Below are 16,982 nucleotides of genomic sequence, written 5' to 3' on the forward strand. Positions count from 1 at the left end.
GCGCACGGCCTTTTCCGGTTGCGGGGGCAACGATAATCTCGGGGCTCCGCCGGAGACTCGCCGTGATTCGCGCCCGCCCCGCCCCCGTCCCCGGCCTCGCTCGCCTCCCCGAGAGCCTGCTCGCGAGTCTTCTGCTCGCGGGGCTCCTCGGCGGCTGCACCGGCTCCGGGCCGCCGCCCATCCTGGCCCGGGCGCCGGCCCCCGCGACCTTCAGGGAGCGGGTCGCCGCCCTCGCCCTCGCCCAGGTGCAGTTCGGGTCGGTGTCGGTGCTGCCGGTGCGCTTCGAGAAGAGCCGCATCGCCGGGCCCTTCGAGGATGGCGGGCGCACGCTCTACTGCGTCACGAGCCGGATGCGGGGCCGCGCCCCGTTCGAGGCCGAGCGCGCCAAGGTGGTGATCCGCGAGGAGATCGGGACGCAGCGCCTGAGCGTCGTGGCGGACGACGAGGAGGCCTGCAGCGGCCACCGCGCGGTGCCCTTCCCCGAACTCGAAACCGACGCCGCGCGGCGCGGCTGAGGCCTTGCGCGCACCGGGGAGGGTTGCGCGGGCGCCGCGGCGATGCTCCCTTGAGGGGCATGGCGCCCCCACCGTTCTCCCTCACCCTCGACCTGATCGCCCGCGCCCACCCCGATCCCGTCGAGGACGACGCCACCGCCCTGCACCTCCTGACCGACGCGGAACTCCTGCCCGGCCTCGAGGGCGCCGTCGCCGGCAAGCCGGGGCCCGCCGGGGAGATCTGGGTCTTCGCCTACGGCTCCCTGATGTGGAAGCCGGAATTCGCCGTCCGCGAGCGCCGCATCGGCACCGTGCGGGGTTTCCACCGCCGCTTCTGCCTGCTGCAGCGCCGCTTCCGCGGCACGCGGGAGCGGCCGGGCTTCGTGCTCGCCCTCGACCGGGGCGGCCTCTGCAAGGGTGTCGCCTTCCGGCTGGAGGGCAGCGACCCGGTGGCGACCCTGATGCCGGTCTGGCGCCGGGAGATGAAGGGCAGCGGCTACGAGGCGCGCTGGCTGCCCGTCGACACGGCGGCGGGCCGGGTCCACGCCCTCGCCTTCGTGGTCAACCGCCTCGGCGACCGCTACGCCGGGCGCCTCACCGAGGCCGAGATCGCCGAGAAGATCGCGCTGGCCTGCGGCCATCTCGGGCCGAGCGCCGAGTACCTGCTGCGGACGGCCGAGGCCTGCGCCGAACTCGGCATCCGCGACCGGCACCTGATGGCGCTGCAGGCGCTGGTCGCCGAGCGGCTGCGGGGCTGCGGGATGCCCCTCGGGCCGGTCCCGGGTCCGCGGGCGGAGCCGGGTCCGGGCTGAGCGCGATGCGCGGGCGCGCCGGTCTGCGGTCGCGCCGCCGTCCAGCCGGACGCGCCGATGCGGCGCGCCGCCGGGGCATCGGCCGAGATGCGCGGCCCGGCGTCAGTTCACCTCGACCTGGACCACCCCCGGCACCGCCCGCAGGGCGCCCGCGATCTGCGGGGTCGCCTGGTACTTGCCCGGCAGCTTGACCTCGACCTCGCGCTCGCCCCCGTCGAGGAGGAGGATGAGGGAGACCTCGCCCTCGCCCCGCACCGCGAGGCGCTGCTGCACGGAGACGATCGGGCGCTCGTCGCGGAGATAGATGCGCATGCCCTTCTGGTAGCGGGCCACCGCCTGGTCGAGGGGCTCGGCGGTCTGGATGCGGGCGCGCACGTCCTCGCCCTCGAGATTGGCCTGGAGCTGCAGCACCAGGGGCCTTCCCGGCTCGAGGATGTCGCGGTAATGCCCGAGCCCCTCGGAGAAGATGATCGCCTCGAAGTGGCCCGTCTGGTCCGACAGGGTGACGATGCCGAGCTTGTTGCCGGTCTTGGTGCGGCGCTCCGAGCGGTCGAGGACAGAGGCCGCCACCCGCCCGACGCTGGTGGTGCCCGCCCGTACCGCCCGGCAGAACTCGGCCCAGGTCTGGACCCGGAGCTTCTCCAGGAGGTGGCCGTACTCGTCGAGGGGGTGGCCCGAGAGGAAGAAGCCGATCGCGTCGTATTCCCGCTTCAGCTTCTCGGCCATCGGCCAGGGGTCGTGGGCCGGGATGCGCAGGGAGACGTCCGCCGAGGTGACGCCGCCGAACATGTCGACGATGCCGGTGGATTCCGCCTCCGCCGCCCCCTGCGCCAGCTTCATCATCGGCTCGACCGCCGCGCAGGCGCGGGAGCGGTCCGGCTCGATGCCATCGAGGGCGCCGGCCGCGATCAGGTTCTCGAGGGTCCGCTTGTTGACGTGGCGCGGGTTGAGGCGCCGGGCCAGGCAGGCGAGGTCCCTGAAGGGCTGGGTCCCGCGGGCCTCCACGATCGCCTCGACGGCGGCGCGGCCGACGCCCTTGATGGCCGCGAGCGCGTAGCGGATCCGGCCCTCGTGCACCTCGAAGACGACGCCCGCGGTGTTGATCGAGGGCGGCTCGACGGTGATCTTCAGCCGCTGCGCGTCCTGGCGGAATTCCGCGAGCTTGTCGGTGTTGTCGATGTCGAGGGTCATCGCGGCGGCGAGGAACTCGACCGGATAGTTCGCCTTGAGGTAGGCGGTCTGGTAGGTCAGCAGCGCATAGGCCGCCGCGTGGCTCTTGTTGAAGCCGTAATCGGCGAACTTGGCGAGCAGGTCGAAAATCTCGTTCGCCTTGGCCTGGGCCAGTCCGCGCTCGACGCAGCCGCGCACGAAGCGGTCGCGCTGGGCGTCCATCTCGGCCTTGATCTTCTTGCCCATGGCGCGGCGGAGCAGGTCGGCGTCGCCGAGCGAGTAGCCGGCCAGCACCTTGGCCACCTCCATCACCTGCTCCTGGTAGACGATGATCCCGAAGGTCTCCTTCAGGATCGGCTCCAGGGTCGGGTGCGCGTACCACGCGGCCTCGTTGCCGGCGTCTCGGCCGAGCTTGCGCTCGCAATAGACCGGGATGTTAGCCATCGGGCCCGGCCGGTAGAGGGCGACCAGCGCGATGATGTCCTCGAAGCGGTCCGCCTGCATCTCGCAGAGGGCCTTGCGCATGCCCGCCGATTCCACCTGGAACACGCCGACGGTCTCGCCGCGCTTCATCGGCTCGTAGGTCTTCTCGTCGTCGAGGGGCAGGCTCGCGAGGTCGACCGTGATGCCGCGCCGCTTGAGGAGGTCGGTGCAGCAACGCAGCATCGTCAGGGTCTTGAGGCCGAGGAAGTCGAACTTCACGAGTCCCGCCTGCTCGACCCACTTCATGTTGAACTGGGTCACCCGCATGCCCGTCTTCGGGTCGCGGTAGAGGGGCACCAGCTGCTCCAGCGGCCGGTCGCCGATGACGACGCCCGCCGCGTGGGTCGAGGCGTGCCGGTGCAGCCCCTCGAGCTTGCGCGAGATGTCGATGAGGCGGGCGACGATCGGCTCCTCCTCGATCGCGCTCTGGAGCTTGGGCTCGCCCTCGATGGCCTGGGCCAGGGTCACGGGGTTGGCGGGGTTCTGCGGCACCAGCTTGGTGAGCTTGTCGACCTGCCCGTAGGGCATCTCCAGCACGCGGCCGACGTCGCGCAGCACGCCGCGGGCGAGGAGCGTGCCGAAGGTGATGATCTGGGCGACCTGGGCGTGGCCGTAGCGCTCCTGCACGTAACCGATCACCCGCTCGCGGCCCTCGACGCAGAAGTCGATGTCGAAATCCGGCATCGAGACGCGCTCGGGGTTGAGGAAGCGCTCGAACAGCAGGCCGAAGCGGAGGGGGTCGAGGTCGGTGATCAGGAGCGACCACGCCACCAGCGAGCCCGCGCCGGAGCCGCGGCCGGGCCCGACCGGGATGTCGTGGTCCTTGGCCCACTTGATGAAGTCCGAGACGATCAGGAAGTAGCCCGGGAACTTCATCTTGACGATGACGTCGAGCTCGAAGGCGAGGCGGTCGCGGTAGACCTGCTCGGACATGCCCGGCGCGGTGCCGTGCTGGGCGAGGCGCAGCGCGAGCCCGGCCTCGGCCTGGCGGCGCAGCTCCGCCGGCTCGCTCGACACCCCGGAGGCGCCGGGCTCGCCCGCCCCCTCGCTCGCGGCCTTCTCGGCCGTGACGAGCGCGAAGTTCGGCAGGATCGGCTTGCGGGTGCGGACCCGGTAGGCGCAGCGCAGGGCGATCTCGACGCTGGCGGCCAGGGCCTCGGGCAGGTCGCGGAACAGCTCGCCCATCTCGGCCCGGGTCTTGAAGGCGTGGCGCGGGGTCAGGCGGCGGCGGCGCTCGTCCGAGACGAGGCGCCCGTCCGCGATGGCGAGCAGGGCGTCGTGCGCGTCGTAATCGTCGGCCCTGGCGAAGAAGGGCTCGTTGGTGGCGACGAAGGGCAGGCCGTTGCGGTCGGCGAGGCGCAGGAGCTCGGCCTCGACCGGCGCCTGGTCGTCGAGGCCGTGGCGCAGGAGCTCGACATAGAGGCGGTCCTCGCCGAAGGCGGCGGCGAGCTGCGCCAGCCGGGCGGCGGCGAGTTCCGGCCGCCCCTGGCGCAGGGCCGAATCGAGGGGGCCGGTCGAGCCGCCCGTGAGCGCGATCAGGCCGGCGGCGGATTCCACCAGGGCCGCGGCGGCGACGCGGGGAGCCTCCCCCGGCGCCCCGTCGAAATACGCCCGGCTCGCGAGGCGCAGCAGGTTGCCGTAGCCGGTCTCGTCCTGGGCCAGCACCACGATGTTGGCGCTCGGCACCGGCCCGCGCGCCATCGGGTCGGCCGCCTCGAAGGTCACCGACACTTGCAGGCCGGCGATCGGCTGGATGCCCGCGCCCGAGGCCTTCTCGGAGAATTCGAGCGCGCCGAACAGGTTGTTGGTGTCGGTCAACGCCAGGGCGGGCTGCTGGTCGGCGCCCGCGGCCTTGACGATGTCGCCGACCTTCAGGGCCCCCTCAAGGAGCGAATAGGACGAGTGAACGTGGAGGTGGACGAATCCGACCTCCGTGAGCTGACGACCCATGACCGACCTTGATGTTGGCCGGGCAGGATCCGGGCTCGGGGCCCGCGAGTCATCCGGAAAGCGCGACCTCTCCGCAGATGTCCACCGCCATGTGCCCTGGCGGCATCACCGGTTGCCGGTTTCGGCTCTTTCCGGACCGGAACCCCGATTTCCTGTGGGCCGCCCCCGGGAGGCGGGAACAGAATGCGCTCTTGGCGGAATGCCGTTAATGGATTGGAGCCAAGGCTACGGCCCAGAGTGCCACAGCCCCCGACAGGAGCCCGAACGCCGTGAACTCGACGACGCCGGTCAGGATCATCCGCTTGAACATGGGCCTCTCCGTTCGTTGATGCCCTGAGTTTTGTTCTTGTTTTGTTCTATGTAAAGCGGGGATAGCCGGGTAATGCACCTTATGGTTACGTCTTCGTGAAGATCGGGGGGCAAGGCGCCGCGGCGGTGTTCGGCTAGAACGCGCCTCCGGGCCGGACCGGCGGCTCCGCGCCACCCGGGTGCCGCCGCGCACCGGCCCGACCGGGCGATCCCGGCGGGGCGGTCGCGGGATCGCTCCGCGACACCACATCGACCATGCCGACACAGGGGGGGCCCTTCAGGCTTGGGCGGGACGGGCTGGCACCGTTCCCGATTCCGGCAGGACCGGCTGCGCACCGGGGCGGATGCGCAGCCTCCGCAGCGATAAGACATCCGTGATGCAGGTGCATCTTGTAGCGATCGGCACGCATGGGGACGTGCTGCCGATCATCGCGCTGGCCAGCGCCCTGCGGCGCCGGGGCCACACGGTCGCGCTCGCGGCGCCGGCGCCGTTCGCGCCCCTGGCCGAGCGCGCCGGGATCCCGTTCGAGGGCCTCGGCAGCCCGGAGGATTACGCGCGCTTCACCGCCGAGCCCGACCTCTGGCGCCCGTGGCGCGGGGTCGAGCCGCTGTTCTCCTACGTCTCGGACCTGACCGAGCCGACCTACCGCTGGCTCGAGGGGCGCTGGCGGCGGGGCGCCGGGGTGGTGGTGGGCTCGACCCTCAGCCTCGGGGCGCGGGTGGCGCAGGAGCGCCTCGACCTGCCGCTCGCCACCGTCCACGTGATGCCCTTCTTCATGGAGAGCCGGATCGATTCCCCGGTGCTGCCGGGGCTGCCGCTGCCGCGCTTCCTGCCCGCACGCTTCCGGCACTGGGTCGGGCTCGGGGCGGACAAGTACGTGATCGGCCCGGCCGCCCTCCCCCGGCTCAACGCCTTCCGGGCCGGGCTCGGGCTGCCGCCGGTGCGGCGCCTGCGCCACTGGTGGAACCTCGCCCCCCGCCTGATCCTGATGTTCCCCGACTGGTTCACGCCGCCCCAGACCGACTGGCCGCAGCAGGCCGTGCAGGTCGGCTTTCCGCTGGTCGACCGCTTCGGCGACACGGATCGGCTCGACCCGGCGCTGACGGCCTTCCTCGAGGCGGGCGCGCCGCCCCTCGTCTTCACCTACGGCTCGGCCATGCGGCAGGGCCGCGCCTTCTTCGAGACGGCCATCGCCCTGTGCCGGCGCATGGGCCGGCGCGGCGTGCTCCTGGCGCCCCAGGCCGACCAGATCCCGCCCGACCTGCCGCCGGAGGTGATCCACCTGCCCTACGTGCCCCTGAGCGCGCTCCTGCCCCGCGCGGCGGCCCTGATCCACCACGGGGGCGTCGGCACCGTGGCGCAGGCGCTCGCGGCGGGCGTGCCGCAGCTGATCGTGCCCGTGGCCTTCGACCATTTCGACGAGGGCGCGCGGGTGCGGCGCCTCGGGCTCGGCACCACCCTGCGCCAGGGCCGCTTCACCCCGGCCCGGGCGGAGCGGCACCTGCGCCGGCTCCTCGGCTCGCCGCGGGTGGCGCGCGCGCTCGCCGTGGCCAAGGCCCGGATGGCCGGGGAGGACGGGATCGCGCGGGCCTGCGAGGCGATCGAGCGGATGGCCCCGGCGGAGAGCGAGGCCGCCCCCGGGTCGCGGGCGGGCTGAGCCACCCCCGGGTCGCGGACGGGCTAGGCCAGCTGCTCGATCAGCCCGTCGCGGATGGTGACGCGCCGGTCCATCCGGGCGGCGAGGTCGAGGTTGTGCGTGGCGATCAGCGCCGCGAGGCCCGAGGCGCGCACCAGGGACATCAGGATCGCGAAGACGTGGCCGGCGGTGTGCGGGTCGAGGTTGCCGGTGGGCTCGTCGGCGAGCAGCAGGCGCGGCCCGTTGGCCACCGCGCGGGCGATGGCGACGCGCTGCTGCTCGCCCCCCGACAGCTCCGCCGGCCGGTGCGCCAGCCGGTCCTTGAGGCCGAGGAAGCTCAGGAGCTCGGCGGCGCGCGCCTTCGCCTCCCGGCCCGAGAGGCCGCGGATGAGCTGGGGCATCACCACGTTCTCCTGCGCCGAGAACTCGGGCAGCAGGTGGTGGAACTGGTAGACGAAGCCCATCTCCTCGCGGCGCAGGCGCGTGCGCTCGGCATCGGACATGGCCGCGGTGGGCTGGCCGCCGACATAGACCTCGCCCCCGTCCGGCCGCTCCAGCAGGCCGGCGATGTGCAGGAGCGTCGACTTGCCGGCCCCCGAGGGGGCGACGAGCGCCACCAGCTCGCCGGGCCAGATCGCGAGGTCGGCCCCGCGCAGGATCTCGAGGGCCCCCTCGGCCTGCCGGTAGCGCCGCTCGACCCGGGCGAAGAACAGCGCCGGCACCGGCTGCGCGCCGGCGGGCTCGGGCGTGGTACTCATCGGCGACGATCCCCTTCCGGCTCAGCCGTACCGCAAAGCCTGCACCGGATCGAGCCGGGCCGCGCGCCAGGAGGGATAGAGCGTCGCAGCGAGGGACAGCAGGAACGCCGTCACCACCACCACGGTGATCTCGGTGGCGTTCATCTCCGCCGGGATCTCGGCGAGGAAGCGCACGGTCGGGTCCCAGGCGCCCGGGAAGAGCACCCGCTGGATCGGCTTGATGTTGAGGGTGACGAGGATGCCGAGCCCGAGGCCGCCGAGGGTGCCGACGAGCCCGATCAGCGCCCCGTTGATCAGGAACACCCGCATCACCGTGCCGGGCGTCGCCCCCATGGTGCGCAGGATGGCGATGTCGCTCGACTTGTCGCGCACGAGCAGGATCAGCCCCGAGATGATGTTCAGGGTCGCCACCACGACGATCAGGCTGAGGATCAGGAACATCACGTTGCGCTCGACCTCGAGCGCCCCGAAGAAGGTGCGGTTGCGCTGGCGCCAGTCGGTGAGCAGCACCGGCCGCTCGGCCGCCATCTCCAGGGGCTCGCGCATCTCCGCCACCCCGTCGGCGTTGTCGAGGTAGATCTCGATCAGGCTGACGTCGCCCTCGCGGTTGAAGAAGGCCTGCGCCTCCGCGAGCGGCATGAACACGAAGGTCGAGTCGAACTCGGTCATGCCGATCTCGAACACCGCCTTGACCGTGTAGGCCTTGGTGCGGGGCGCCGTGCCGAAGGGGGTGGTGGCCCCCTTCGGGGTCGAGAGGGTGATCTGGTCGCCGGCCTGCAGGCCGAGGGATTCGGCGAGGCGCCGGCCGAGGGCGACGCCGGAGCCCTCGTCGAAGCCCTCCAGGGTGCCGCCGCGGATGTTGCGCGCGACGGCCCCGATCTTGTCGAGGTCCTCGCCCCGGACGCCGCGCACGAGGACGCCGCTGCCGCCGTAGGGCGAGGAGGCGAAGGCCTGCCCCTCGACGAGGGGGATCGCGGCGCGCACGCCCGCGACCTTCGAGAGCCGGTCGGAGAGGTCGGTGAAGTCGGTGAAGAGCTTGTCGATCGGGGTGACGAAGACGTGGCCGTTGATGCCGACGATCTTCGAGAGCAGTTCGGTGCGGAAGCCGTTCATCACCGAGAGCACGATGATCAGCGTGGCGACCCCGAGGGTGATGCCGAGCACCGAGAAGAAGGCCACCACCGAGACGCCGCCGCCCCGGCGCCGGGCCCGCAGGTAGCGCCCGGCGAGGATCCACTCGAAGCCCGCGAAGGGCGGCGTCGAGCCGGCCCGGAAGCCCGCGCCGAGGCCCCTCAGACGTGCGCCCAGAGCCGTTCTCACCGCCGCTGCCCCGCCCGCCATCGCCGCCTCAGACGCGCTTGATGCGCGAGAGCAGGTCGACGGGCGACAGGGTCTCGCGCTCGCCGCCCGCCCGACGCTTCAGCTCGACCCTGCCCTCCGCCAGGCCCTTGGGCCCGACGACGACCTGCCAGGGCAGGCCGATCAGGTCCGCGGTGGCGAATTTCGCGCCCGGCCGCTCGTCGCGGTCGTCGTAGAGCACCGTCAGCCCGCCGGCTTCGAGCTGGGCCTGGATCTCCGCGCAGGCACCGTCCGTGGCGGCGTCCCCCGTCTTCAGGTTGATCAGCGCCACGTCGAAGGGCGCCACCGCATCCGGCCAGATGATCCCGGCCTCGTCGTGGCTCGCCTCGATGATCGCGGCGACGAGGCGGCTCGGGCCGATCCCGTAGGAGCCCATGTGGACCGGCCGCTCGATCCCGTCCGGCCCCGCCACCTTGGCGCCCATCGGCTCGGAATACTTGGTGCCGAAGTAGAAGATGTGCCCGACCTCGATGCCGCGGGCGGAGAGGCGGCTCGCCCCGGGCACCTCCGCGAAGGCCTCGGGCTCGTGCATCTCGCTCGTGGCCGCGTAGTGCGAGGTCCAGGCGTCGACGGTGCCCTGGAGCCCCGCGACGTCGTCGAAATCGGTGGTGGCCGGGGGGATCTCGAAGTCGAGATAGGCCCGGTCGCAGAAGACCTCGCTCTCGCCGGTGGAGGCCAGGATGATGAATTCGTGGCTGAGGTCGCCGCCGATCGGGCCGGTATCGGCCCGCATCGGGATCGCCTTGAGGCCGAGCCCCGCGAAGGTGCGCAGGTAGGCCACGAACATCCGGTTGTAGGCGTGGCGGGCGCCGGCCTGGTCGAAATCGAAGGAATAGGCGTCCTTCATCAGGAACTCGCGCGAGCGCATGGTGCCGAAGCGCGGGCGCACCTCGTCGCGGAACTTCCAGGAGATCTGGTAGAGGTTCTTCGGCAGGTCCTTGTAGGAGCGCACGCTGCCGCGGAAGATCTCGGTGATGACCTCCTCGGCGGTGGGGCCGTAGAGCATCTCGCGCTCGTGCCGGTCCTTGATGCGCAGCATCTCCTTGCCGTAGGCCTCGTAGCGGCCCGATTCCCGCCAGAGCTCGGCCGATTGCACGGTCGGCATCAGCAGCTCGATGGCGCCGGAGCGGTCCTGCTCCTCCCGGATCACGGCGCAGACCCTGTTGAGCACGCGCAGGCCGAGCGGCAGCCAGGCATAGATGCCCGCCGATTCCTGCCGGACCAGGCCCGCCCGCAGCATCAGCCGGTGCGAGATGATCTCGGCTTCCTTGGGCGTCTCGCGCAGGGTGGGCAGGAAGTAGCGGGAGAGACGCATGGCGGGCCTTGGACTGTCGGGTGCGGCGGACCGCGGGCGGCGGCATCGCGCCGGGGCACACAACACATTGCGCCGGGAAAACACAAGCACCGCGGCGCCGGCGGGGTGCCGCGTGGCCGTTTCGGCGGCGGTTCGGGTCTGTCCCACCCGGTGGCCTGCGGAAAACGAGGGCGGTTTGCCGCATTCTCGGCAGAAAAACGCAAATATCTGCCACCGAACGGGTGACAGCACGAATTCTTATTCCTATAAGCGACGCCGTGATGGTCGCGACGCCCGCCAGAGGCCGCGCACGGTCCGAGTCTTGGGAGGAACATCCAGCCGCCACGCAGGCAATGCGTAGGACAATTCAAGGCTGAGCCGAATATCAACTTGATTGAAAAAGCAAGGCGCCTCGCCTTGCTTTTTTGTTTTGAGGCTCTCTGCGGAGCGATCCCGCGTGGCCGAGCGGTCAGGCCGCGAGGGAGCGGGCGGGCTCGCTCTCCGGCGTCCGGGCGCCCTCGCGCAGGTTGGCGAGCGCGTAGCCGGCGATGCAGAGGTAGCACATGACCGGGGCGCCGAGCGCCGGGCTCAGGCCGATCCGGTCGGCCAGCAGCCCCGTGACGACGGGCACCACGGCCCCGCCCACGATGGCGACGCAGACGATGCCGGCGCCCTGCGCGGTGCGCTCGCCCAGGCCGTCGATCGCCAGCGCGAAGATCGTCGGGAACATGATGGCGTTGGCGAGCCCGACCGCGAGCAGCGTCCAGGCGGCGAGCGGCCCGTCCGAGACGGCCGAGACCGTGGCGAGGAGCCCCGCCGCGAGGGCGCAGGCCGCGAGGGCCGCCCCGGCGCGCACGTAGCGCAGCACCACGCTGCCGACGACGCGCCCCACCAGCGCCCCGCCCCAGTAGACGCTGAGCAGGTGCCCGGCGGTGGCCGGATCGGCCGCGAGGACGCGCGGCTGCTCGAGATAGCTCACCATCAGGGTGCCGATCGCCACCTCCGCGCCGACATAGAGGAAGATCGCGAGGGCCCCGAGGGCGAGCCGCGGGCGGGCCAGGAGGTCGAGGCCGAGCCCCTGCGCCGGCCGCGCTCCCCCCTCCTCCCGCATCCAGGAGCGCAGGCACCAGAACAGGACCGCGAGCCCGATCAGGCCGCCCGCGATGACGAGGAACGGGGCCTGAAGCACGGCGGCCTCGGCCTGGCGCGCGGCGGCCAGGGCCTCGGGCGAGAGGGCGGCGGGGTCCGGCGGGGTCGCGGGCCCGCGCGAGAGGATGGCCCAGGCGCCGATGGCCGGGCCGACGGTGGTGCCGAGGGCGTTGAAGGTCTGGGCCAGGGTCAGCCGGCTCGGGGCCTGCGCGGCCGGGCCGAGCTTCGTCACCAGGGGGTTGGCCGCCACCTGCAGCACCGCGATCCCCGAGGCCATCACGAACAGCGCGAGGAGGAACAGCGGGTAGACGCCCATCCGCGCCGCCGGGGTGAACATCAGCCCGCCGAGGGCCATGACCACCAGCCCGAGCACCAGGCCGCGGATGTAGCCGATGCGGGCGACGAGGAGGCCCGCCGGCAGGGACACGATGGCGTAGGCGAGGAAGAAGCAGAACTGCGTCAGCGTCGCCTCGGCGTAGCTCAGGGCGAACAGGCTCTTGAGCTTCGGGGTGATGATGTCGACGAGGACGGTGGCGAGGCCCCAGGTGAAGAACAGGGCCAGCATGACGGGCAGGAGCCAGCGGCGCCGGCCGGCCGGCGCCCCGGTGTCGTCGGCCGTCCCCCCGGCCGCACTCGCCCGTGGCAGCACCGGCTCCTCCCCGATCGCGCGGCGCGTCGGCCCCGGCGAGCCGCGCGGCCCTTGCGACGGTTGTCGGAGGGGGTCCTCGGCCTGTCAATCGTCGGAGGGATTACAAACCCGCGAGCGGGAAGATTGCGAGGGCCGCCAGCAGCGCAGCCCCGGCGAACACGGTGGTCCAGACCGCCTTCTCGCGCAGGCGCGGCACGGCGGGCGCCCCCGGATCCTGCCCCGGCACAATGCGCTCGGCCCGCGTCTCGGGCTGGTTGCGCAGGGGCAGGATCGCGAAGAGCAGCGTCCACCACAGCACGAAGTAGAGGGCGATGGCGCCCCCCACCGTGAGCTTGAACAGGCTCACCGCCGCCGTGATGACGACGGCGGCCAGCACGAGCACGGTTGCGAGCGTGCGCGGGGTGGTGCGGGCGAGCGCGTGCATGGGCGTGCGTCCTCGTGAGGCCGGTCAGACCTGCTCCAGCTCGGTCAGGGTGCCGAGGAAGTCCTTCGGGTGCAGGAACAGCACCGGCTTGCCGTGGGCGCCGATGCGGGGCTCGCCGGTGCCGAGCACCCGGGCGCCCTGCGCCTTGAGGGTGTCGCGGGCGGCCAGGATGTCGTCGACCTCGTAGCAGACGTGGTGGACGCCGCCGGCGGGGTTGCGCTCGACGAAGCTCGCGATCGGGGAGTCCGCGCCGAGCGGCGCCATCAGCTCGACCTTGCTGTTGGGCAGTTCCACGAACACGACCGTGACGCCGTGCTCGGGTTGCGGCAGCGGCTCGGAGATCTTCGCCCCCAGCGTGTCCCGGTAGACGGCGCAGGCCGCATCGAGATCGCGCACCGCGATGGCCACGTGGTTGAGCCGGCCGATCATTGTCTCGCTCCCTGTCCGCGTTGTCCGTGCCGCGGGGCCCCTCCCGGAGGATCCCTCTCCCGCCGGGAGAGCCCCGCAAGGCTCATATCACACCTCGACCACCTGCACGTGGCAGGCGGGCTTCTTGCCCCAGGCCTCGTTGACGGCCGAGCGGATGGCGCGGTCGACCGCCTTCTCGACGGCCTCCGAGTCCCGGCGCTTGCCCTTCGAGAGCCCCGACAGGGTGCGGCCGACGATCTCCACCACCGTGTCGAGGAGCGGCTGGCCGCCGCGCCCGCGATTGGGCAGGCCGATGATGTCGATGGCGGGCTCGCCCAGGACCTCGCCGGTCTCGTCGATGGCGATGGCCACCGAGACGAGGCCGGCTTGCGCAAGCTTGCGCCGCTCGGGGATCGCCCGGTCGCGGTCGTCGATCAGGACGTTGCCGTCCTTGAACAGGCGGCCGGCCTTGACGTGGTCGATCACCTCGGCCTTGCCCGGCGCGAGCCGGATCAGGCTGCCGTTGCGGGCCTTGACGACGTTCTGCACCCCTTGCGCCCGGGCGAAGCGCGCGTGCTCGTCGAGGTGGAGGGCCTCGCCGTGGACGGGGATCGCCGCCTGCGGCCGGGTCCAGGCATACATCTCCGCCATCTCGTCCCGGCGCGGGTGGCCGGAGACGTGGACGAGCTCGGTCCGGTCGGTGACGACCTCGACGCCCTGGTTGATCAGGTCGTTGATGATGGCGCCGACCTCGCGCTCGTTGCCGGGAATCGCGCGCGACGAGAAGATCACCCGGTCCCCCGACGCCAGGTTGATGGCCGGGTGGTCCTTGCGGGAGACCCGGGCCAGCGCCGCCCGCGGCTCACCCTGCGAGCCGGTGAGCAGCGCCACCACCTTCTCGCGGGGCAGGTAGCCGTAGCTGTCGGCGGAGCGGAAGTCGGGCAGCCCGTCGAGGAAGCCGCACTCGCGGGCGACGTCGATCACCCGGTCCATCGCCCGGCCGACCGCGATCACCTCGCGGCCGGAGGCCTTGGCGGCCTCCGCCACCGCGCGGATGCGGGCGACGTTCGACGCGAAGGTCGTCACCGCGACCCGGTGCGGCGCCTCGGCGATGAGGCGGCTCAGGGTGGCGGCCACCTCGGCCTCGCTCGGGGAGCGCCCCTCGCGAACGACGTTGGTGGAATCGCAGACCAGCGCCAGGATGCCCTCGTCGCCGAGCGCCCGGAAGGCCGATTCCTCGGTCACGTCGCCGAGGATCGGCGTGGCGTCGAGCTTCCAGTCGCCGGTGTGCAGCACAAGGCCGTGGGCGGTGCGGATCGCGACCGCGTTCGATTCGGGGATCGAGTGCGAGACCGGCACGAAGTCGACCTCGAACGGCCCGAGGGTGACCCGGCGGCCGGGCTTGATCTCGCGCAGATCCACCTTCGGGGCGCCGGGCTCGCCGAGGCGGCGGGTCTCCAGCAGGCTCTTGGCGAAGCGCGTGGCGTAGACCGGCACCTTCAGGCGCGGCCACAGCTCGCTGATCGCCCCGATATGGTCCTCGTGCGCGTGCGTGATGAAGATGCCGAGCAGGTCGGCCTTGCGCTCCTCGATGAAGGAGAGGTCCGGGAACATCAGGTCGATGCCGGGCATCGCCTCCTCCCCGGCGAAGCCCATCCCGCAATCGACCATGATCCATTTCCGGCGCTTCTCCGGCCCGAAGCCGTAGAGCGCCGCGTTCATCCCGATCTCGCCCACACCGCCGAGCGGCAGGAAGACGAGCTCGTCTTGGCTCATCGTCATTTCCGTTCAATCCAACCTCATGCCGCCGTCGCGGCCGTCCCAAAATGCACCTCGCCCGCCGTCACGGTTCTGCGCGTACCATCCGGGGCGAGGATCACGAGCCGCCCCCCCTCGTCGATCGTCTCGAACAGGCCCTCCAGCGTCTCTCCGCCGGATCGGACCGCGACCCGCGATCCGAGGCCCGAGGCCCGCGCCAGCCAGCGGGCGCGGATGCCTTCGAAATTCCGTGCGCGATTCCAGATGCGCGCCGTCTCGGTGACATGAATCGACAGGTATTCAAGGACTTTCTCGGCCTCGACCGCGATCCCGAGCCCCGCGAGGGAGGCCGCCGGGTAGGGCAATCCCTCCGGGGCCGCCGCCACGTTGACGCCGAAACCCACGACCACGGCCCGGCGGCCGCCGGGCAGAACCTCCGCCTCGAGCAAGATCCCGGCGAGCTTGGCGTCCCCCGCGAGGACGTCGTTCGGCCATTTCAGGGTGAAGGATCGTGCCCCCGGCGCCTGCGCGAGGCCGGGCACGGTGTCGCGGGCCGAGATCCGGGCCTGCTCCAGGGCGTCCGCGAGGGCGACGCCGGCCACGAAGCCGAGGCTCGCGATCCGGTCGGGCTCGACCCCGGCGACGGGCCAGAGCAGGCTCGCCGCGAGGTTGCCCGGGAGCGACGTCCAGGCGTTGCCGCGCCGTCCCCGGCCCGCCTCCTGGCGCCGGGCCACGACCCAGAGCGGCCCGGCCTCGCCGGCGCGCGCCCGCTCCATCGCCTCGGTGTTCGTCGAGGCGAGGCTGTCATGGACGTGCAGGCGGTGCCCGTCGGCCCGGGCCGCGTCGCTGAGCCGGTAGTTCAAAGCCCTAGAACAGCGACTTGGCCGCCGCGCCCGCGGCCCCGACCAGCGGCGCCGGCAGGAGCCAGAACAGGATCACCACGACGCTGGAGATCGCGAGCACGATGCGCAGGCCCGGCGCCATCCGCTCGTAGGGCGCCCGCGCCTCGTCGAAATACATCACCTTGACGATGCGCAGGTAGTAGTAGGCGCCGACCACGCTCGTCACCACGCCGATCACCGCCAGGGTGACGAGGCCCGCCTTGATGGCGGCGGCGAAGACGTAGAACTTCGCGAAGAAGCCGGCCAGCGGCGGGATGCCGGCGAGGGAGAACATCATCGCGGCGAGGCAGAAGGCCAGCACCGGATGCGTGCGCGACAGGCCCGAGAGGTCGTCGATCGTCTCGAACATCTCGTTGCGGCGGCGCATCGACAGGATGATCGCGAAGGCGCCGAGCGTCATGGCGAGGTAGATGATCATGTAGATCACCACGCCGCGGATGCCCTCCTCGGAGCCCGCCGCGAGGCCGATCAGCGCGTAGCCGATATTGCCGATCGACGAATAGGCCATCAGGCGCTTGATGTTGCGCTGGCCGATCGCCGCGAAGGAGCCGAGGGCCATCGACGCGATGGCGACGAAGATGATGATCTGCTGCCAGATCGCCGTCACGTCCGGGAAGGCGCCGATGAAGACCCGCACCGTCATGGCCACCGCCGCCATCTTGGGCGCCGAGGCGAAGAAGGCGGTCACCGGCGTCGGCGAGCCCTCGTAGACGTCGGGCGTCCACATGTGGAAGGGCACGGCCGACATCTTGAAGGCGACGCCCGCGGCCACGAACACGATGCCGAGGACGATGCCGAGGCCCGCGGTCTCGCCGTGCAGCGCCGAGACGATGCCGGGGAACGAGACGGTGCCGGTGAAGCCGTAGACCAGTGAGGCGCCGTACAGGAGCATGCCCGAGGAGAGCGCGCCGAGGACGAAGTACTTGAGGCCGGCCTCGGTGGATTTCAGGTCGTCCCGGTGGAAGGCCGCGATGACGTAGGAGGCCAGCGAGGTCAGCTCGAGGCCGAGATAGAGGGCGATCAGGTCGTTGGCCGAGGCCATCACCATCATGCCGATGGTGCAGAGGACGATCAGCACCGGGAACTCGAACCGGTCGATGCGCGCGCGCTGGAAATAGTCGCGCGACAGCAGGATTGCGGCGGCCGAGCCGAGCAGGACCAGCCCCTTCATCACCCGCGAGAACGCGTCCGAGATGAAGGCGCCCGACAGGGTCGTGACCTTCATGCCGGCCGGCTGCGCCACCACCACGAAGAAGGCGAGGACGAGGAGCAGCAGCGCCCCGACATTGACGCCCTCGACGGAGCGCTCGCCCCGGAAGGCGCCGTAGAGGATCAGCACCAGCACGCCGACGCCGAGGATCAGCTCCGGCAGCAGCGGCGCGAGGGTGGGCAGGACGGAATGTGCGGCGGTCATCGGTCCCATACC

At 71.8% G+C, this 16,982-nt stretch carries 13 protein-coding genes; 3 read left to right on the forward strand and 10 right to left on the reverse strand.

Annotated features, from left to right (window positions below; translation table 11 throughout):
• Positions 1-62: 62 nt before the first annotated feature.
• Together F6X51_RS05320 and F6X51_RS05325 are read left to right on the forward strand one after the other, a co-directional pair.
• On the forward strand, positions 63-515 hold the full coding sequence (locus F6X51_RS05320) for a hypothetical protein (RefSeq protein ID WP_246696632.1): 453 nt from the start codon (positions 63-65) through the stop codon (positions 513-515).
• Positions 516-574: 59 nt separating this feature from the next.
• A complete protein-coding gene (locus F6X51_RS05325) occupies positions 575-1,306 on the forward strand; it encodes a gamma-glutamylcyclotransferase (protein ID WP_150962173.1) in 732 nt (243 codons plus the stop codon).
• Between the two features lie 102 nt (positions 1,307-1,408).
• On the opposite strand, the gene dnaE is transcribed toward F6X51_RS05325, so the two are convergent.
• Positions 1,409-4,909, reverse strand: a complete 3,501-nt coding sequence (dnaE, locus tag F6X51_RS05330) for a DNA polymerase III subunit alpha (RefSeq protein WP_150962174.1) — start codon at positions 4,907-4,909, stop codon at positions 1,409-1,411.
• 686 nt (positions 4,910-5,595) lie between these two features.
• On the opposite strand from dnaE, the gene F6X51_RS05335 reads away from it, so the two are divergent.
• A complete protein-coding gene (locus tag F6X51_RS05335; RefSeq protein WP_150962175.1) occupies positions 5,596-6,876 on the forward strand; it encodes a glycosyltransferase in 1,281 nt (426 codons plus the stop codon).
• Positions 6,877-6,899: 23 nt separating this feature from the next.
• On the opposite strand, the gene F6X51_RS05340 is transcribed toward F6X51_RS05335, so the two are convergent.
• The 9 genes from F6X51_RS05340 to nuoN all read right to left on the reverse strand — a co-directional run bounded on the left by F6X51_RS05340 (position 6,900) and on the right by nuoN (position 16,970).
• On the reverse strand, positions 6,900-7,613 hold the full coding sequence (locus tag F6X51_RS05340; protein ID WP_150962176.1) for an ABC transporter ATP-binding protein: 714 nt from the start codon (positions 7,611-7,613) through the stop codon (positions 6,900-6,902).
• A 21-nt stretch (positions 7,614-7,634) separates the two neighbouring features.
• Complete coding sequence (locus tag F6X51_RS05345) at positions 7,635-8,954, reverse strand: lipoprotein-releasing ABC transporter permease subunit (protein ID WP_150962177.1); 1,320 nt, start codon at positions 8,952-8,954, stop codon at positions 7,635-7,637.
• 7 nt (positions 8,955-8,961) lie between these two features.
• Positions 8,962-10,287: a proline--tRNA ligase gene (proS, locus tag F6X51_RS05350; RefSeq protein ID WP_150962178.1), complete on the reverse strand. Its 1,326-nt coding sequence runs from the start codon at positions 10,285-10,287 to the stop codon at positions 8,962-8,964.
• Between the two features lie 448 nt (positions 10,288-10,735).
• A complete protein-coding gene (locus F6X51_RS05355) occupies positions 10,736-12,064 on the reverse strand; it encodes a sugar MFS transporter (protein WP_246696633.1) in 1,329 nt (442 codons plus the stop codon).
• Positions 12,065-12,164: 100 nt separating this feature from the next.
• On the reverse strand, positions 12,165-12,488 hold the full coding sequence (locus tag F6X51_RS05360) for a DUF1467 family protein (RefSeq protein WP_150962179.1): 324 nt from the start codon (positions 12,486-12,488) through the stop codon (positions 12,165-12,167).
• Between the two features lie 24 nt (positions 12,489-12,512).
• Positions 12,513-12,917, reverse strand: a complete 405-nt coding sequence (gene mce, locus F6X51_RS05365; protein WP_150962180.1) for a methylmalonyl-CoA epimerase — start codon at positions 12,915-12,917, stop codon at positions 12,513-12,515.
• 87 nt (positions 12,918-13,004) lie between these two features.
• Positions 13,005-14,678: a ribonuclease J gene (locus tag F6X51_RS05370; protein ID WP_150962181.1), complete on the reverse strand. Its 1,674-nt coding sequence runs from the start codon at positions 14,676-14,678 to the stop codon at positions 13,005-13,007.
• A 17-nt stretch (positions 14,679-14,695) separates the two neighbouring features.
• A complete protein-coding gene (locus tag F6X51_RS05375; RefSeq protein ID WP_150962182.1) occupies positions 14,696-15,517 on the reverse strand; it encodes a biotin--[acetyl-CoA-carboxylase] ligase in 822 nt (273 codons plus the stop codon).
• A gap of 4 nt (positions 15,518-15,521) precedes the next feature.
• Complete coding sequence (nuoN, locus tag F6X51_RS05380; RefSeq protein WP_150962183.1) at positions 15,522-16,970, reverse strand: NADH-quinone oxidoreductase subunit NuoN; 1,449 nt, start codon at positions 16,968-16,970, stop codon at positions 15,522-15,524.
• Between the last annotated feature and the right edge of the window lie 12 nt (positions 16,971-16,982).

Source organism: Methylobacterium planeticum, assembly GCF_008806345.1.
Classification (GTDB): domain Bacteria; phylum Pseudomonadota; class Alphaproteobacteria; order Rhizobiales; family Beijerinckiaceae; genus Methylobacterium; species Methylobacterium planeticum.